This window comes from Pseudomonas oplopanacis, assembly GCF_057128725.1.
This window is the reverse complement of record NZ_JBSKHV010000004.1, coordinates 195,189-212,629: the sequence shown is the minus strand read 5'-3', so window position 1 is coordinate 212,629 and position 17,441 is coordinate 195,189. Positions and strand designations below refer to the sequence as shown.

Annotated in this window: 12 protein-coding genes and 1 pseudogene; 10 read left to right on the top strand and 3 right to left on the bottom strand. The window is 59.4% G+C overall.

The genetic code is table 11. From position 1 onward, the window contains the following. Positions 1 to 225: 225 nt before the first annotated feature. A pseudogene (locus ACWKV5_RS11270) lies at positions 226 to 1,218 on the top strand (dermonecrotic toxin domain-containing protein); the annotation flags it as partial. 2,712 nt (positions 1,219 to 3,930) lie between these two features. Continuing rightward, the gene (locus ACWKV5_RS11265) at positions 3,931 to 5,028 is read left to right on the top strand and encodes an NEL-type E3 ubiquitin ligase domain-containing protein (RefSeq protein WP_483841458.1); all 1,098 of its coding nucleotides are present in this window, start codon (positions 3,931 to 3,933) and stop codon (positions 5,026 to 5,028) included. A 6-nt stretch (positions 5,029 to 5,034) separates the two neighbouring features. Here ACWKV5_RS11265 and mnmC read toward each other — a convergent pair whose 3' ends face one another. Beyond that, positions 5,035 to 7,014, bottom strand: a complete 1,980-nt coding sequence (mnmC, locus tag ACWKV5_RS11260) for a bifunctional tRNA (5-methylaminomethyl-2-thiouridine)(34)-methyltransferase MnmC2/FAD-dependent 5-carboxymethylaminomethyl-2-thiouridine(34) oxidoreductase MnmC1 (protein WP_483841320.1) — start codon at positions 7,012 to 7,014, stop codon at positions 5,035 to 5,037. Between the two features lie 129 nt (positions 7,015 to 7,143). On the opposite strand from mnmC, the gene pap reads away from it, so the two are divergent. Together pap and ACWKV5_RS11250 are read left to right on the top strand one after the other, a co-directional pair. After that, positions 7,144 to 8,658 carry a polyphosphate:AMP phosphotransferase gene (pap, locus tag ACWKV5_RS11255; RefSeq protein ID WP_483841319.1) on the top strand — a complete coding sequence of 505 codons (1,515 nt, stop codon included), beginning with the start codon at positions 7,144 to 7,146 and terminating at the stop codon, positions 8,656 to 8,658. Between the two features lie 102 nt (positions 8,659 to 8,760). Beyond that, complete coding sequence (locus ACWKV5_RS11250; RefSeq protein ID WP_483841318.1) at positions 8,761 to 9,945, top strand: thiolase family protein; 1,185 nt, start codon at positions 8,761 to 8,763, stop codon at positions 9,943 to 9,945. 109 nt (positions 9,946 to 10,054) lie between these two features. Here the strand turns inward: ACWKV5_RS11250 and ACWKV5_RS11245 are convergent, their stop codons facing one another. Beyond that, on the bottom strand, positions 10,055 to 10,249 hold the full coding sequence (locus ACWKV5_RS11245) for a DUF6316 family protein (RefSeq protein ID WP_483841317.1): 195 nt from the start codon (positions 10,247 to 10,249) through the stop codon (positions 10,055 to 10,057). Between the two features lie 183 nt (positions 10,250 to 10,432). Between ACWKV5_RS11245 and ACWKV5_RS11240 the strand changes: the two genes are divergently transcribed. Beyond that, positions 10,433 to 11,392 (top strand): DMT family transporter, encoded by a 960-nt coding sequence (locus ACWKV5_RS11240; protein WP_483841316.1) that lies wholly within the window; start codon positions 10,433 to 10,435, stop codon positions 11,390 to 11,392. A 109-nt stretch (positions 11,393 to 11,501) separates the two neighbouring features. Here the strand turns inward: ACWKV5_RS11240 and ACWKV5_RS11235 are convergent, their stop codons facing one another. Further along, positions 11,502 to 12,896 carry a class II fumarate hydratase gene (locus ACWKV5_RS11235; RefSeq protein WP_483841315.1) on the bottom strand — a complete coding sequence of 465 codons (1,395 nt, stop codon included), beginning with the start codon at positions 12,894 to 12,896 and terminating at the stop codon, positions 11,502 to 11,504. A gap of 192 nt (positions 12,897 to 13,088) precedes the next feature. Here ACWKV5_RS11235 and ACWKV5_RS11230 point away from each other — a divergent pair, with 192 nt between their 5' ends. From ACWKV5_RS11230 to ACWKV5_RS11210, 5 genes are all read left to right on the top strand, one after another. Further along, a complete protein-coding gene (locus tag ACWKV5_RS11230; protein ID WP_027924097.1) occupies positions 13,089 to 13,616 on the top strand; it encodes a DUF2059 domain-containing protein in 528 nt (175 codons plus the stop codon). A 12-nt stretch (positions 13,617 to 13,628) separates the two neighbouring features. Further along, positions 13,629 to 13,928: a BolA family protein gene (locus ACWKV5_RS11225; RefSeq protein WP_008151216.1), complete on the top strand. Its 300-nt coding sequence runs from the start codon at positions 13,629 to 13,631 to the stop codon at positions 13,926 to 13,928. Between the two features lie 103 nt (positions 13,929 to 14,031). Then, positions 14,032 to 14,973, top strand: a complete 942-nt coding sequence (gene trhO / locus ACWKV5_RS11220) for an oxygen-dependent tRNA uridine(34) hydroxylase TrhO (protein ID WP_483841314.1) — start codon at positions 14,032 to 14,034, stop codon at positions 14,971 to 14,973. 3 nt (positions 14,974 to 14,976) lie between these two features. After that, on the top strand, positions 14,977 to 15,615 hold the full coding sequence (locus ACWKV5_RS11215) for a DsbA family protein (protein WP_483841313.1): 639 nt from the start codon (positions 14,977 to 14,979) through the stop codon (positions 15,613 to 15,615). Then, positions 15,608 to 17,425, top strand: a complete 1,818-nt coding sequence (locus ACWKV5_RS11210; protein ID WP_483841312.1) for an ABC transporter ATP-binding protein — start codon at positions 15,608 to 15,610, stop codon at positions 17,423 to 17,425. The genes ACWKV5_RS11215 and ACWKV5_RS11210 overlap by 8 nt, the downstream gene beginning before the upstream one ends. Positions 17,426 to 17,441: the final 16 nt, after the last annotated feature.

Here is a 17,441-nt window from a genome sequence, read left to right as displayed (position 1 = left end):
TGACCCGGTGAGATCGTGGGAGTTTTAGATCGATAAGTAATAAGCCCTCGCGTCGGGCAGGGCGGCCTTACCTGAAAAACGCTCAAGGCGTGCGGTACATATTGCTGCGAAGCATTGAAAATGCTGCTGCATAAGCCACTGAATACGCTAGTTTTCCGAGTTATTCATTACCGCTTGAAGGGGCTACTTTATGGCCTCTCCTGCATGCAATAAGGAACATTGCAAATGTCAGACAAGGACCCCGTCACCCCGGCTGCCAAGCCATTCACGGAATCAGACCGACTATCGGCTTTGATCGACATGACCGGCGATCTGGACAGTGCCGAAACGCTTCAAAAGACTTTGCCCACCTGGCTGACCGCCGCCACACCTGAACAGATTGCTGCGCTTGCCAGTGCCATGCGTGAACTGCAGGTTTGTCAGGCCAAGGTTCAACCGACGCTTGATGCGATCAAGCCGCTGTACGAGTTCTGCCGCTCTGAATTGACGGAAGCGCTGACGAAGCAATTCGCTGTTGCATTCGACGTTGAAAATGACGGCGTCGAGTTACCGGGATTCGACTGCGGTTGCCCCGGTTCCACTGCGACCGATGATCTAGCCAAACGGAAAGTGATCGCCAAACGCAGCCTGTTACAGGCCGCGATGCATAACTTCACCGAGGACGAAACGGCTGAGGATGGCTTCCCTCCTGGCGGGATCGTGCGTCTGGTTTCAACGCCGGAGGGTTTACCCCGGCTGACGCCCATGGCGTTTGCCAAAGTGTGTCGCGATCTGGATTTGGGGACGCGCTACCAAACACATTTCGAGGCCACCTTCAAACCTGCCGCGGTGGGCCTGGACATCCGTCGACTCAAAATGAACGCCCTTAAGGTTGATGCTCATACCGCGCTATTGAAGGGCGACATTGGCAATTCGGCGTTTCAGATGCTGCAAAGCCTGGAGTTGAACAGCGGCGCGGTCAGCGCTGCGGGTGTGAAGTCCATTCTCTACGAGAATCTGCCGGTTCATACACAAGGGCTGGAGTTGTTCGGAACCTGTGTCTGGGGAGTGATCATCTTCTCAAAACGCTCGCTAAAGGATCATCCGGTCGACGGGTGTGTCGTGTACATGCCGAACGAGCCGAGCCGGCCGTTGTACGAATACAGCACCTTCGCGCTGTTCGAGCATTATTTGACCCGACAGCTGAAGGATCGCCCCTACGCGGATTTTTTCGCCAGCTACATCGATGAAAGCAACAAAGCCGACTTCTACACCTCTGTTACACAAAAGAAGGATATGAACCTGCAGGCGCCTCCCATTCTGGCGACGCTGTTCAATTTCCTTTACCAGAGCCATGTCACGAAGCTGCAGAGTGATGCATTGCTCCTGGCGGTGCCGACGGCAGATGTTGACGCCGATGCGCGGCACAAGCGTCTGGAAGAATACGAAGAGGCAGGTCTGCTGATCGCCAACATCGCCGGTTTTTTTGTTCCCGTGCTGGGGCAATTGATGATGGGCGTAGCGGTTGGGCAACTGTTGGGCGAGGTCTACGACGGTATTGAAGACTGGCGCCATGATGACAAGGCCGGGGCAATGGCCCACCTGCTCAACGTTGCAGAAAACATTGCCATGATGGCGGCATTTGCGGCCGGCACCAAAGCCATCGGTTCACTGGTCAGGAGGACTGTCGAGCAACATCCGGATTTTTTCAGTCGGTTCACCGCCATCAGCAATGCGGCGGATAAGCCCAGGCTCTGGTTGTCGGACGGGGCGCCGTATCAGCGAGCGCCGCTGATGAGTGTGATCGCCGACGCCGAGGGCATCTATCACGTCAATGCCCGGCGTTTCATCAAGATCGACGACGCAACCTATGAGATTACCTTCGATCAAGCGCAGGCCGCATGGCGAGTCAGGCATCCCGCCCGCAGCGACGCTTTTTCACCGTTTGTCGAGCAAAACGGTGAGGGTGGCTGGCGCTTCGCTCATGAGCAACCGGAAGCGTGGAGCAGCGGTCTCTATGCTTTGAAACGCATTGATCCCCGGCTGGCCGAACTCGATGAAAGCCGGTTGGAACCCATACGAAAAATCACCGACACCCCTGTCGCTCGGTTGCATCATCTGGCCGAAGAAAACAGGGGATTACCTGCACGATTCAAGGATAGCGTCGCGCGTTTTCGCATTGAGCAGCGGCTGACCGGTTTCATTGCGGACATGGAGAAAGGCGATACCCGGCGTGCCGAGTATGCCCAGGAACAGCTGCATACCTTGCCGTCCCTGCCGGGCTGGCCCGCAGACCGCTACATCGAAGTACTCGACGACGAGCACAAGATCACCGCGATGTACCCGCCAACGACGTTGGTCCCGGACGAAGAGTTGAGTGTCGAGGTGACCGAGGCGCAGCTGGCCAAAGGTGAGCTGCTGGATACGGTGGTGGCTGGGCTGTATCAGAGTGAGCTCGAAGCATTGCTGGGCAAAAACATCGCCAAAGGTACAGAGAGCGGATTGCTTGCAAAGAAAATCGGAGCGGTGGTGAAGGCTGACCGCAGATCCGTCTTCAAGCACCTGTATCAACGGTATGACCAGAGCATCGTCAGCGATGTGCAAAAAGTACGCAGCGTCTTTTCCGAGCTCCCCGCCGGTCTGGCGCAGGAGTTGATCGCAGCCTCAACCAGTACCGAACGCCTTCGCCTGCGAGCAACAGGACGGATTCCCATGGGGCTGGCGCAAAACGTCCGGCGAGTGTTGGCCGATATTCGTCTGGACCGGGCGTTGACCGGGTTTTCGTTACCCGACATTGCCGAAACCGACACGCGGAAGCTGGCCATACCGTTGCTTTCCCGTCTGCGTGGCTGGAGCAACGAGGTGCGGATTGAGCTCCGTGAAGGTTCTCCCGCCGGGCCATTGACGGCCAGCGTAGGTAACGAAAATGCTGCACTCAAACGAGTCATCATTAGCACTGCCAGCGGACACGAAGCGTTCGGCAGCGACGGGAAGTCGCTTGGCACCGCTTCGGGGGCCAACAGCCTCTACAGCGCGATCTTGCGCGCGCTTCCCCTGGAGAAACGCACTGCCCTGGGCATCACCGGTATCGAGGACATTGATGCGTGGCGCTTGCGTGACAACCTGCTGGGTAAGGGCGTTGAGGATAGAGCCATCGCCGAGCGACTGTTTTCAGGCGCGGCTATCGAAGAGGCGGCTCCGGCCGGCGACTGCCTGCAAGCCGATGAACCGGTGGCCGGCTCGATTCATCCTCGAACACTGGTTCGCAAAGTCAGAAAACTCTACCCGCTGTTTACCGAAACGCAGGCCCGGACGTTTCTTGACGGGTTGGGCAGTGACCACCTGGATCGAGCGAGGCAGATCAAAAATCGACAGCAGGCACTGAAAAAGCTGCGAAGTACACTCCGTGCCTGGCGATCGGATGAGACCGGTTCAATGTCGCCGACCGAAAGCGTGAGTGAGCGGCGCCAGAGTCGTTCGCAAGTGTCCGACATCATGGAAAACAGCTGGCGCCATCTGTCTTTTATACGCAACGAGAAGGGGATTTCGGTACCGGGTTTGAGTCTGGACCAGATGCGAGTCGGCAAGCTCCCGATATTGCCACCCGGGGTCACCTTTGATCACGTGCAATACCTGTCGCTCAAGGACATGGAACTGGATAACGATGTGGCGTACTTCCTCAAGGCGTTCAAAAATCTTGAATCCCTGGAGCTGGATACCAACAAACTGACATTGCTGCCGGAAATTCTTTCGCAAATGCCTGGGCTCAAACACCTCAGCCTGGCGAACAATGATCTGCAATTGACCGAGCAGACCTTGAAGAAGTTGAACGGCCTGCGAACCCTTGAAACCCTCAACCTGAACGCCAATCGCCGGCTCAGTGCAACGCTGGATGTCGGCCGGTTGTTTGATTTGCGTTACCTGTCATTGCGCGACACTCGCGCGACTGAAATGCCGAGAAATCTGGCACGCCTGCCCAATCTGGACCGGGTTGATCTGCGCGACAATGAGATCAAGGAGCTACCGGACTGGTTGTTCGGCAGCACCCGGCGGTTCAGCGAAACGCTCAACTTGCGGCATAACCCTCTTTCTGAAAACAGTCAGACCCTGCTCGAGCAATTTCGCGAACGGGTGGGTGTCGGCATGGGCTACCTGGAAGACGACATTGCCCGCTTGAACGAGCAACAGGCACGGGAACTCTGGTTGCCGGATGAGTGGGCCTCGACTGCGCGGACCGCGACATGGACGGCATTCAAGGATGATCCGGCATCGGATGGTCTGTTTCGACTACTGGCCGAGTTGGGCGACACCGCTGATGCCGAATATGTGCGCGAGGACATGACCCGACGAGTCTGGAGTGTACTGGACGCCGCCCAGACCAATACCTCGCTGCGCGAGCAAGTGTTCGAACTGGCGGCCAACCCGATCAATTGCACAGATTCGGCGGCATTGAACTTCAGTCATCTGGAAGTGGCGACGGAAGTCGAGAAGGTGATCAATCCCATCGGTAGTGTGCGTTCTACGGCGGCAGATTTGTTGACGCTGGGCCGCGGTCTGTTTCGGCTTGAGGAGCTGGAAAAGATCGCTCAAAGTCACATCAAGCAGGACCCCAAGGCTGATCCGCTGGAAGTCAGCCTCGCCTATCGAACCGGGCTGGCCAACACACTGAACTTGCCGGGACAGCCCACACACATGCGCTATGCCTCTTTGAGTGGTGTGAAGCAGGCGGATCTCGACATTGCGGAGGGCAAGATAAAAAGCGCGGAGCTGTCATCGCAATTGAAGAGGTTTCTGATACGCCAACCGTTTTGGACGGATTACCTGAGTCGCCATTACCCTCGGCGATTCGCCTCGGTCAGTGCGACGTATCCACCCAAGTTACAAGCGGTATTTGATAAGGCCGAGAGCCTGACGACGGCCGATTATCTCAGTCAGGTCTCGGGGATCAAGACCGAAAAAGAAACGGCGGAGAATGCCGTTTTCGAGCGCTTGACCGAGGACGTCATAAAAATGGTGGAGCTGGGCACTTGCTCTCTGGCAGACGGTTGAGCGGTTTTACTTGCCCCGGATCAAACGCCGCAAGGCAAAGCGGTTTGGATGACAGGCTTCGGCGATGGCTCTGGGCAATGGCAGCGGTTCGTTGTCCAGCCACGCTGCCAGCAACTCGCCCGACAACGGTGCGGTAATCAGCCCCCGTGAACCGTGGCCGCTGTTGACGTACAAGCCATCCAGCCATGGGCAAGGGATGTCCGGAGTTTGTCGGGCATCCTTGCTCAGGGCGATGTAGGCGTCGGTAAATGCCTGGCTGTCGGCCAGGGGGCCGACAATCGGCAAGTAATCCGGGCTGGTGCAGCGAAACGCTGCGCGCCCTTCAAGTGCTTCAGGTTGCAAGGTGTCTGCACCGAGTCGCGCGACCAGGTCCATCGAGATTTCTTCGAGCATGTGCAGATTGCCGACATGCTCGGCAGCGGTCGGTGTCAGGTCATCGTTGTTGAAGTCGAAGCTCGCGCCAAGGGTGTGTTCACCCAAACGTGCCGGTGCGACATAACCTTCGGCACACACGACGGTGCTCAGGCTTTGGCTTTCTGGTGTCTGGTGGAGGCGGGTGATCTGACCGCGAATTCGTTTGAGCGGCAGTTCGCTGCTGTAGGGGAAACGCTTGATTTCGGCGGCGCCGGCAAGCACCACCACGGGAGCGTCGGCCAGCAATGATTGGCCATCCCACGCTTGCCATCGCCCATCGACGCGGCGTAGTTCCAGCACATCACGATGGGTAAGAATCCGGATGTGCGGATGCGCTGCTTGCCAGTGGCACAGGGCGGGTGGATGCACCCAGCCGCCTTCGGGGTAAAACAGGCCACCCGATTGCAGCGCGATACCGGCGCGATGCTCGGCTTTTTCGCGATCAAGCAGGTGCAGCAGGTCGTCGGGAAACGCCGCCGCCAACTGTGCCTGACGTTCCGCTTCCTTGGTATTGAAGGCCAGTTGCAGTACGCCGCAATCGTCCCAGTCGACACCGCGTTGCAACTGCTCGAGCAACCGACGGGTGTGGCCAAAACCACTGACAATCAACTGTGACAACGCCGTGCCATGGGCCGACAACTTTAGGTACAAAACGCCTTGTGGATTGCCCGAGGCTTCTTGCGCGAGCGCGTCGTGACGCTCCAGCAAACTGACCTGCCAACCCCGCGCAGCGAGACTGGCAGCCGTGGCGCAGCCGGCCAGTCCGGCACCGATCACCAGTGCGTGACGTTCGCCGTCCAGCGGTGTCGGGCGAGCAAACCAGGGCTTTGCGCTGACGGCTGCGGCGCTGTCTTCGGGCCAACCGAGGAACACGCCCCGCAGGATTTCCCATTTGTGACCAATGCCAGGCGTGCGCTTCATTTTGAAGCCCGCCGCGTTCAGCAGGCGACGCACCCAACCGGTGCTGGTGAACGTGCTGATGGTCGAGCCTGGCGCTGCCAGCCGTGCCAGTTCGGCAAACAGTTCGGCAGTCCACATGTCGGGGTTTTTCGCCGGGGCGAAACCGTCGAGAAACCAGGCGTCAATCTGCGCGTCCAGTTGCGGCAACTGCTCCAGTGCGTCGCCGATCAGCAGCGTCAGGGTGACGCGGCCGTTGTCGAGGATCAGTCGCTGGAAGCCTTGATGGATCGCCACGTATTGCGCGAGCAATTGATCGGCGAACGGTTTGAGTTCCGGCCACAGCGCCAGGGCCCGTTGCAAGTCGGGTGCGTTCAACGGGTATTTTTCAACGCTGACAAAGTGCAGCCGCGCACCCGCCACAGCGTGTTGCTCAAACAACTGCCAGGCACACAAAAAATTCAACCCGGTGCCGAAGCCAGTTTCGCCAATGACCAATCGGCCACCGTCTGCCAACGCCGCGAAACGCTCACGCAAATTGTTTTGTTCGAGAAACACGTAACGGGTTTCTTCAAGACCGGACTTGTCCGAAAAATACACGTCGTCGAACACTCGCGAATACGGGCGACCCTGGTCGTCCCAGTCGAGTTGGGCGTGAGGCAATACAGGTTTCATGGCAGGCTCGGCAACGGCAAGGCCGCCATTCTAGCCCCCTCGCCACAAAAGCCCACATGGCAGGGAATTTTCTCTGCGGGTGATCGGCCCAATCCGCTAGTCTTGCTTAATCTGGGAAGGGAGCCGTCCATGTTTGAATCCGCCGAAATCGGTCACGCCATCGACAAAGAAACCTATGACGCCGAGGTGCCGGCGCTGCGCGAAGCCTTGCTGGAAGCGCAATTCGATCTTCAGCAGCAGCAACGTTTTCCGGTGATCATCCTGATCAACGGCATCGAAGGCGCCGGCAAGGGCGAGACGGTCAAGCTGCTCAACGAATGGATGGACCCGCGCCTGATCGAAGTCCGCACCTTCGACCAGCAGACCGACGAAGAGCTGGCGCGGCCACCGGCCTGGCGTTACTGGCGGATGTTGCCGGCCAAGGGCCGCATGGGGATTTTCTTCGGCAACTGGTACAGCCAGATGCTGCAGGGCCGGGTCCATGGCCTGTTCAAGGATGCCGTGCTCGATCAGTCGATCAACCAGTCCGAGCGTTTTGAAAAAATGCTCTGCGACGAAGGCGCGCTGATCTTCAAGTTCTGGTTCCACCTCTCCAAAAAACAAATGAAGGCACGCCTCAAGGCCCTGGCCGACGATCCGCTGCACAGCTGGCGCATCAGTCCGCTGGACTGGCAACAATCCCGGACCTACGACAAATTCGTGAAGTACGGCGAGCGCGTATTGCGCCGCACCAGTCGTGACTACGCGCCGTGGCATGTGATCGAAGGGGTGGATCCGCACTATCGCAGCCTGGCAGTGGGCAAGATCCTGCTCGAAGGCCTGCAAAATGCGCTCAAGCGTTCCAAGGTCCATCCCGACAAGGTCAACGCCGCGCCGCTGCCGATCCATATCGATCAGATCAACCTGCTCGACAGCCTCGACTTGACCCTGAGCCTGGACAAGGACGATTACGAGGAACAGCTGATTACCGAACAGGCGCGGTTCTCCGGCCTGATGCGCGATAAACGCATGCGCCGGCACGCGTTGGTGGCGGTGTTCGAAGGCAATGATGCGGCGGGCAAGGGCGGGGCGATCCGCCGGGTCGCGGCGGCGCTCGATCCGCGTCAGTACAGCATCGTGCCAATTGCCGCACCCACCGAAGAGGAGCGGGCGCAGCCGTATCTGTGGCGGTTCTGGCGCCACCTGCCGGCCAAGGGCAAGTTCACCGTATTTGACCGCTCCTGGTACGGGCGGGTGCTGGTGGAACGTATCGAAGAGTTCTGTCCACCAGCGGACTGGCTGCGGGCTTACAGCGAGATCAATGACTTCGAAGAGCAGATTTCCGATTCGGGCATCATTGTTGTCAAGTTCTGGCTGGCCATCGACAAGCAGACCCAACTGGAGCGCTTCCAGGCCCGGGAAGAAATTCCGTTCAAGCGTTTCAAAATCACCGAAGACGATTGGCGCAATCGCGACAAATGGGACGCTTACCGTGCCGCCGTCGGCGACATGGTCGATCGCACCAGCACCGAAATCTCCCCCTGGACGCTGGTGGAAGCCAATGACAAGCGCTGGGCGCGGGTCAAAGTCCTGCGCACGATTAATCGGGCATTGGAAGACGCGTTCGAAAAGTCCGATAAGAAGGCCAGGAAGCACAAGAACTGAGGCGATGGTTACGCATACGCGGGGTGAATGATTGTCGCGGTCGGTTATGAGGTGGACTTATGCTCGGTCCACTCTCAACCGACAACAACAATGAGGTATGCCATGCGTGAAGTGGTGATCGTCGACAGCGTGCGGACCGGCCTGGCCAAATCCTTTCGCGGCAAGTTCAACCAGACCCGTCCGGACGACATGGCGGCGCATTGTGTCGACGCCTTGTTGGCACGTAGCGGCATCGACCCGGCCAGCGTCGAGGATTGCATTGTCGGTGCGGGCTCCAACGAGGGCGCGCAGGGCTACAACATCGGGCGCAACGTGGCTGTGTTGTCGCGTCTGGGCATCGGCACCGCCGGCATGACCCTCAACCGTTTTTGCTCCTCGGGCTTGCAGGCGATCGCCATCGCTGCCAACCAGATTGCTTCGGGTTGCAGCGACATCATTGTGGCCGGTGGCGTCGAGTCCATTAGCCTGACCATGAAAAGCGTCAACACTGACAACCTGATCAACCCGCTGCTGAAAGAGCAGGTGCCGGGCATCTACTTCCCGATGGGCCAGACCGCCGAAATCGTCGCGCGTCGCTACGACGTCAGCCGTGAAGCGCAGGATCTGTATGCCCTGCAAAGCCAGCAGCGCACGGCACAGGCTCAGGCCGCCGGTCTGTTCGATGATGAAATCGTGCCGATGGCGGTGAAGTATCGGGTTGAAGACAAGGCCACCGGGCAGATTCAAATCCTCGATGGCATCGTCGATCGCGACGACTGCAACCGCCCGGACACCACGCTGGAGAGCCTGGCGGGATTGACGCCGGTGTTTGCCGAGGACGGTTCGGTCACGGCGGGCAACTCGTCGCAACTGTCCGACGGCGCGTCGATGACGCTGGTGATGAGCCTGGAAAAAGCCCTGGAACTGGGGCTGAAGCCGAAGGCGTTCTTCCGTGGTTTCACGGTTGCCGGGTGCGAGCCGGATGAAATGGGCATTGGCCCGGTGTTCTCGGTGCCGAAGTTGCTCAAGGCCAAGGGCTTGCAGATTGCCGACATTGATCTGTGGGAACTCAACGAAGCGTTTGCTTCGCAGTGCCTGTACAGCCGTAATCGGCTGGAGATCGATAACGAGAAATACAACGTCAATGGCGGCTCGATTTCCATCGGGCATCCGTTCGGCATGACCGGTTCACGGCAGGTCGGGCATCTTGTGCGGGAATTGCAGCGGCGCAATTTACGTTATGGCGTCGTCACCATGTGCGTGGGTGGCGGGATGGGCGCGACGGGGTTGTTTGAAGCGGTGCGTTAATCCGCAGAACTGTGTCGCCTGATCAACCGCTTTCGCGAGCAGGCTCGCTCCCACATCGTAATGCGATCGAATGTGGGAGCGAGCCTGCTCGCGAATGCAGCGCCTCGGTCTAACGGCGGGCACTCAAAACCAGCATCCGCTCGATATACGCCTGAATCTCCCGCGCCGCCGCCTCGGCATTATCAAACGGTCCTTCAAGCGTATTTTCCCGAGTACTGAAATACAGTTCCCCATTCACGCGACACAACCGGTCGCTGCGAAAGTGCGTCGCGGGGGCGTTGTCCTGGGCGCGCATGCCGTACATGGCGATCTCCTGAAGGTGAATCCCCTGAGCTTATGCACGAACCCCGGACTGTGCCCGGCCACCTGATCGACGGCCGCTGCGACCTGCACAGTTTCATTCGCGTCCACTCGCCAACTGTCCCTGTGTGCCAGACGCCGCTGCGCCTAGAATGGTGTTTCTCGCCATCTGGCTGTTGGGGTTCGCATGCACATTTCATCCGGTCGCTGGGTTTACGGTCTGTTTCTGGCCCTGTTGACTGCGTTGTTGTGGGGAATCCTGCCGATCAAGCTCAAGCAAGTGCTGCAGGTGATGGACCCGGTGACCGTCACCTGGTTTCGCCTGATCGTGTCCGGCGGTTGCCTGTTTGTGTACCTGGCCGCGACCAGGCGTTTGCCGACGCGCAAAGTCCTCGGCCCGCGAGGTGGCTGGCTGGTCTTGATGGCGGTGCTCGGTCTGGTCGGCAACTACGTGTTGTACCTGATGGGCCTGACCCTGCTCAGCCCCGGCACCGCGCAACTGGTGGTGCAGATGGGCCCGATCATGTTGCTGATCGCCAGTCTGTTTGTGTTCAAGGAGCGTTTCAGCGTGGGGCAGGGGATTGGCCTGTTGGTGCTGCTGATTGGTTTCGCCCTGTTCTTCAATCAACGCCTGGCCGAGTTGCTCACCTCGTTGACCGAATACACCACCGGCGTGCTGTTGGTGTTGTTGGCGTCCACGGTCTGGACCTTCTACGCCCTGGGGCAGAAGCAATTGCTGACGGTTTGGAATTCGTTGCAGGTAATGATGGTGATCTACCTGTTCTGCGCGTTGTTGCTAACGCCGTGGGTGCACCCGCTTGAAGCGTTGCAACTGAGTCCGCTGCAAGGCTGGCTGCTGCTGGCGTGCTGCATGAATACCCTGATCGCCTATGGCGCATTTGCCGAAGCGCTGGCCCATTGGGAAGCATCGCGGGTGAGTGCGACGCTGGCGATTACGCCGTTGGTAACGTTTGTCGCGGTGGCCATCGCCGCGTGGTTATGGCCCGATTATGTGCATGCCGAGACGATCAACGGTCTGGGGTATGGCGGGGCGGTCCTGGTGGTGTTGGGGTCGGCGTTGGTGGCGTTGGGGCCTTCGTTGATTGCGGGGCTCAAGGCGCGAAAGGCCAAAATGGCGCTCGGCTGAACACCTTTTATCGCGGCCATTCGCGAGCAGGCTCGCTCCCACAGGAGAATGCGATCCCCCTGTGGGAGCGAGCCTGCTCGCGAAGACTGACTAATGGTCGCAGCTGATTTCAGCCCTTGGCCCCGGCCTCCAGCATATTCTCCGGCCTTACCCACGCATCAAACTGCTCATCCGTCAGATACCCCAACTGCAACGCCGCCTCCCGCAACGTCAGCCCTTCGGCATACGCCTTCTTGGCAATCTCCGCCGATTTGTCATAGCCGATGTGCGGATTAAGTGCCGTCACCAGCATCAAGCCACGCTCCAGGTGTTCAGCCATTTTCTCTGCGTCCGGCTCAAGCCCGGCGATGCAGTGCTGCTGGAAGTTGCTGCAGCCATCCCCCAGCAGGCGGATCGATTGCAGCAGGTTGTGGATGATCACCGGTTTGAACACGTTCAATTGCAGATGACCCTGACTCGCCGCGAAGCCGATGGCGACGTCATTGCCCAACACCTGACAGGCCAGCATCGACAGCGCTTCGCACTGCGTCGGGTTGACCTTGCCCGGCATGATCGAACTGCCCGGTTCGTTGGCCGGCAATTTAACCTCGGCGAAACCGGCGCGGGGGCCAGAGCCCAGCAGACGCAAGTCGTTGGCGATTTTCATCAGTGTCACCGCCAGGGTCTTCAGCGCCCCGGAAAGTGTCGTCAGTGGTTCGTGACCCGCCAGCGCCGCGAATTTGTTTGGCGCGGTGATGAACGGCAGACCAGAAAGGGCCGCCAGTTCGGAAGCAATCGCTTCTCCAAAACCGTGGGGCGAATTCAGCCCGGTGCCAACCGCGGTGCCGCCCTGGGCCAGCTCACAGACGGCTGGCAGCGCGCTGCGGATCGCCCGTTCGGCGTAATCCAGTTGCGCGATAAACGCCGAGACTTCCTGGCCGAAGGTGATCGGCGTGGCGTCCATCATGTGCGTTCGGCCGGTCTTGACCAGTTTCATGTGGCGCGCCGCCAGCTCGGCCAACCCGCCCGACAGCTCGCCGATGGCCGGCAGCAAGTGCTGTTGCACCGCTTGGGCCGCCGCGATGTGCATGGCCGTGGGGAAGCAGTCGTTGGAGCTTTGCGAGCGGTTGACGTGATCGTTGGGGTGCACCGGCGACTTGCCGCCGCGAGGGTTGCCGGCCAGTTCGTTGGCGCGGCCGGCGATCACTTCGTTGACGTTCATGTTGCTTTGGGTGCCGCTGCCGGTCTGCCAGACCACCAGCGGGAACTGGTCGTCGTGGCTGCCATCGAGCACTTCGTCGGCAGCCTGCTCGATCAGCCGGGCGATGTCGGCGGGCACGTCGCCGTTACGGTCATTGACCCGCGCCGCGGCTTTCTTGATCAGTGCCAGGGCGTGCAGCACCGCCAGCGGCATCTTTTCGTTGCCGATGGCGAAGTTAATCAGCGAGCGTTGCGTTTGAGCGCCCCAGTAAGCTTCATCCGGGACTTCCACCTGGCCAAGGCTGTCGGTTTCGATACGGCTCATCATGCACACTCCTGTAGGTCTGATAGCGCAGTTTAGGCCGTGATCGTCGGCCGTGGTTCCATCTGAAGGTTTTTTGCCTCTTCAACCCCTCTAATTCAGGCCTGACAAGGCTTGGGGTTGAGTGACACACTTTTTTAGGCGCAGAATGGACGCCCTTGGGGTTTTACCTCGCCTGCTAGAAAAGGAAACTCGATGACTCGTCTTCGTGCCATCTGTACCGCGGTTGCACTGGTTTGCGCCAGCGGCCCAGTTTTTGCCGATACCGCCAGCCACAACGCCAGTGCCGAAGCTTTCCTGACCCTGGCGCACGCTGACAAATTGGGCACTCCGGTGTACATGCAAGTACAGCAAATGTTCGCTCAGCGCTTTGAACAGACCAAAGCCCCTGAATCGAAAAAAGCCTTGCTGGAAACGTACCAAGCCAAAGCCAACGCCGCGCTGGACCAGGCCATTGGCTGGAACAAGCTGAAGCCGGACATGGTCAAGCTCTACACCACCAACTTCACCGAGTCCGAGCTCAAAGACCTGGTAGCGTTCTACCAGTCGCCGCTGGGCAAGAAAGTCCTGGAAAAAATGCCGCAGCTGACTCAGCAATCGGCCCAGATGACTCAAGCCAAACTGGAAAGCGCAGTGCCTGTGGTCAACAAACTGTTGGCTGACATGACTGCCGAGCTGGACCCGAAAGGCGCCGCCGCTCCAGCAGCCAAGAAAAAGCCTTAAGCGGAGTTCGGTATGACCATGCAACAACGCATCGAATCAACGCTGGGCCTGTTACAGCCGCAGCATCTGCAAGTGCTGGATGAAAGCCACATGCACAGCCGTGGGTTGCAGACCCACTTCAAGGCCGTGGTGGTCAGCCAGCAGTTCGAAGGGCTGAACCGGGTCAAGCGGCATCAAAAAGTCTACGGCACGCTCGGCGAGCTGATGGGCGAGTTTCATGCGTTGGCGCTGCATACCTACACGCCTGAGGAATGGGCACAGATCGACGCGGCTCCGGCCTCGCCGACCTGTGCTGGCGGCAGCAAGCATTAAACCCGCGTTTTTTGCTAGAATCCGCAACGCGCCGCTCACCCGGCGCGTTTTTTTTTTGAATCCGGTTCACCCTTTGCGAGGGTAGCCACCTGGAGAAACACCCATGACACAACAGATTGTCGTGGCGGCACTGTATAAGTTCGTCACCCTGGAAGATTACGTCGCCCTGCGCGAGCCCCTGCTGCAAGCGATGGTCGACAACGGCATCAAAGGCACGCTGCTGATCGCCGAAGAAGGCATCAACGGCACCGTGTCCGGCAGCCGCGAAGGCATTGACGGGCTGATGGCCTGGCTCAAGAACGACCCACGCATGGACGACATCGATCACAAAGAGTCGTACTGCGACGACCAGCCGTTCTACCGCACCAAGGTCAAGCTCAAGAAAGAAATCGTTACCCTCGGCGTTGAAGGCGTGGACCCGAACAAAAAGGTCGGCACCTACGTGGATCCACAGGACTGGAATGCGCTGATCAGCGATCCGGAAGTGTTGTTGATCGACACCCGTAACGATTACGAAGTCTCGATCGGCACCTTCGAAGGCGCCATCGACCCGAAAACCACCAGTTTTCGCGAATTTCCTGACTACATCAAAGCCAACTTCGACCCGGCCGTACACAAGAAGGTCGCGATGTTCTGCACTGGCGGCATCCGCTGCGAGAAGGCGTCGAGCTTCATGCTTAGCGAAGGCTATGGAGAGGTCTATCACCTCAAGGGCGGCATTCTGAAGTACCTCGAAGAGGTGCCGCAGGAAGAAACCAAATGGCAGGGCGACTGCTTCGTGTTCGACAACCGCGTGACCGTGCGTCATGACCTCAGCGAAGGCGACTACGATCAATGTCATGCCTGCCGTACGCCGATCAGCGTCGAAGACCGCGCTTCCGAACATTACGTGGCCGGCATCAGCTGCCCGCATTGCTGGGATACGCTGAGCGAGAAGACCCGGCGCAGTGCCATTGATCGGCAGAAGCAGATCGAACTGGCCAAGGCGCGCAACTTGCCGCACCCGATCGGCTACAACTACAAGCAAACCCCTTCCGAGGCTTGAACCATGTCTGCGCGCCGCCTGCTCTATGTGATGGATCCGATGTGTTCCTGGTGCTGGGGGTTTGCGCCAGTGGCCAAAGCCTTGGTCGAACAGGCGCACGCGGCGGGCGTAGAGGTGCATCTGATCGTCGGTGGTTTGCGCACCGGCAGCGGTGCGGCGCTGGAGCCAACCACCCGACGTTACATTCTTGAACATTGGCAGGCGGTCACTGATGCCACCGGCCAACCATTCAAGACAGAAGGCGCGTTGCCGGAAGGCTTTGTGTATGACACCGAGCCTGCCTGTCGAGCGTTGGTGACCGCGCGTGCCCTGGCGCCGGATTGTGCATGGAAACTGCTGGGCCTGATCCAGCACGCGTTCTATGCCGAAGGCCGCGATGTCACCCACGCCAGCGTGCTGGTGGAATTGGCCGAACAGGCCGGTCTGCCGCGCATCGAATTCGCTGCCGCGTTTGACCGAGCCGATATGCACGCCGCCACAGCGGCCGATTTCACCTGGGTCCAGGACCTGGGCATCGCCGGTTTCCCGACCTTGCTGGCTGAGCGCAATGGTCAATTGGCGTTGCTGACCAATGGCTATCAGCCCCTGAGTGAATTGTCCCCGTTGCTCGGCCGCTGGCTGGAGCACTCCGTCTGTGCATGATGGTCCTGATGACGCCCCGGCTCCCACGCGTGTCGATCGGCTGAGCTGGGCCGAAATCCGCCGACTGGCCCTGCACCATAAAAAATCCCTGTGGATCGCCAATGGCGTCGCCGTGCTGGCGACCTTGTGCAGTGTGCCGATTCCGTTGCTGCTGCCGTTGCTGGTGGACGAAGTGTTGCTGGGGCACGGTGACGCCGCGCTGAAGGTGATGAACCACGCCCTGCCCGAAGGCTGGCAGAAAGCGGCCGGCTACATCGGCCTGATGTTGTTCGTGACATTGTTGCTACGTTGCGGCGCCTTGTTGTTCAACGTGATACAGGCAAAATTATTTGCGGCGCTGGCCAAGGACATCGTCTATCGCATTCGTACCCGACTGATCGAGCGGCTCAAGCGCATTTCCCTCGGTGAATACGAAAGCCTGGGCAGCGGCACGGTGACCACGCACCTGGTCACGGACCTGGACACGCTGGACAAATTCGTCGGCGAAACCCTCAGCCGCTTCCTCGTGGCGATGCTGACGCTGGTCGGCACCGCGAGCATTCTGATCTGGATGCACTGGAAGCTGGCGCTGCTGATCATGCTGTTCAATCCGTTGGTGATTTACGCCACGGTGCAACTGGGCAAGCGGGTCAAACACCTGAAGAAACTCGAGAACGACAGCACCTCGCGCTTCACCCAGGCACTGACCGAAACCCTCGATTCGATCCAGGAAGTGCGTGCTGGCAACCGCCAGGGATTCTTCCTTGGGCGCCTTGGCCTGCGGGCCCGGGAAGTGCGTGATTACGCAGTCAACTCGCAATGGAAAACCGATGCCTCGAACCGGGCGAGCGGCCTGCTGTTCCAGTTCGGCATCGATATTTTTCGCGCGGCGGCGATGCTCACTGTGTTGTTCTCCGACCTGTCCATTGGCCAGATGCTGGCGGTGTTCAGCTACCTGTGGTTCATGATCGGCCCGGTGGAGCAACTGCTGAATCTGCAGTACGCCTACTACGCGGCCGGCGGTGCGCTATCGCGGATCAACGAGCTGTTGGCCAGGGCCGATGAACCGCAATACCCCGGTGGCGTCGACCCGTTCCAGGGCCGTGACACGGTGGGCATTGAAGTCCAGGGCCTGAGTTTCGGTTACGGCGATGAGTTGGTGTTGAACAAGATGGACCTGTCCATCGCCCCCGGTGAAAAAGTCGCGATTGTCGGCGCCAGTGGCGGTGGCAAGAGCACCTTGGTGCAACTGTTGCTGGGCTTGTACACGCCACTGGCCGGGACCATCCGCTTCGGTGGCTCGACCCAACAGGAGATCGGTCTGGAAACCGTGCGCGAAAACGTCGCCGTGGTCCTGCAACATCCGGCCCTGTTCAATGACACCATCCGCGCCAACCTGACGATGGGCCGTGTACGCGGCGACGATGCTTGCTGGCAAGCACTGGAAATTGCCCAGTTGCACCACACGGTTCGAGAGCTGCCCAATGGCCTGGACAGCATCGTCGGGCGCTCCGGCGTGCGTTTGTCCGGTGGCCAGCGCCAACGCCTGGCGATTGCGCGGATGGTCCTGGCCGAACCCAAAGTGGTGATTCTCGATGAGGCGACCTCGGCGCTGGACGCTGCCACCGAATACAACCTGCATCAGGCACTGGCGAAGTTTCTCAGCCACCGCACCACGCTGATCATTGCGCATCGGTTGTCGGCGGTGAAACAGGCTGATCGGGTGCTGGTGTTCGATGGTGGACAGATTGCCGAGGATGGCGACCATCAACAACTGATTGCCGGAGGTGGTTTGTACGCAAAACTCTATGGGCATTTGCAGCAACTTTAGCGTCGACGTGCAGTCC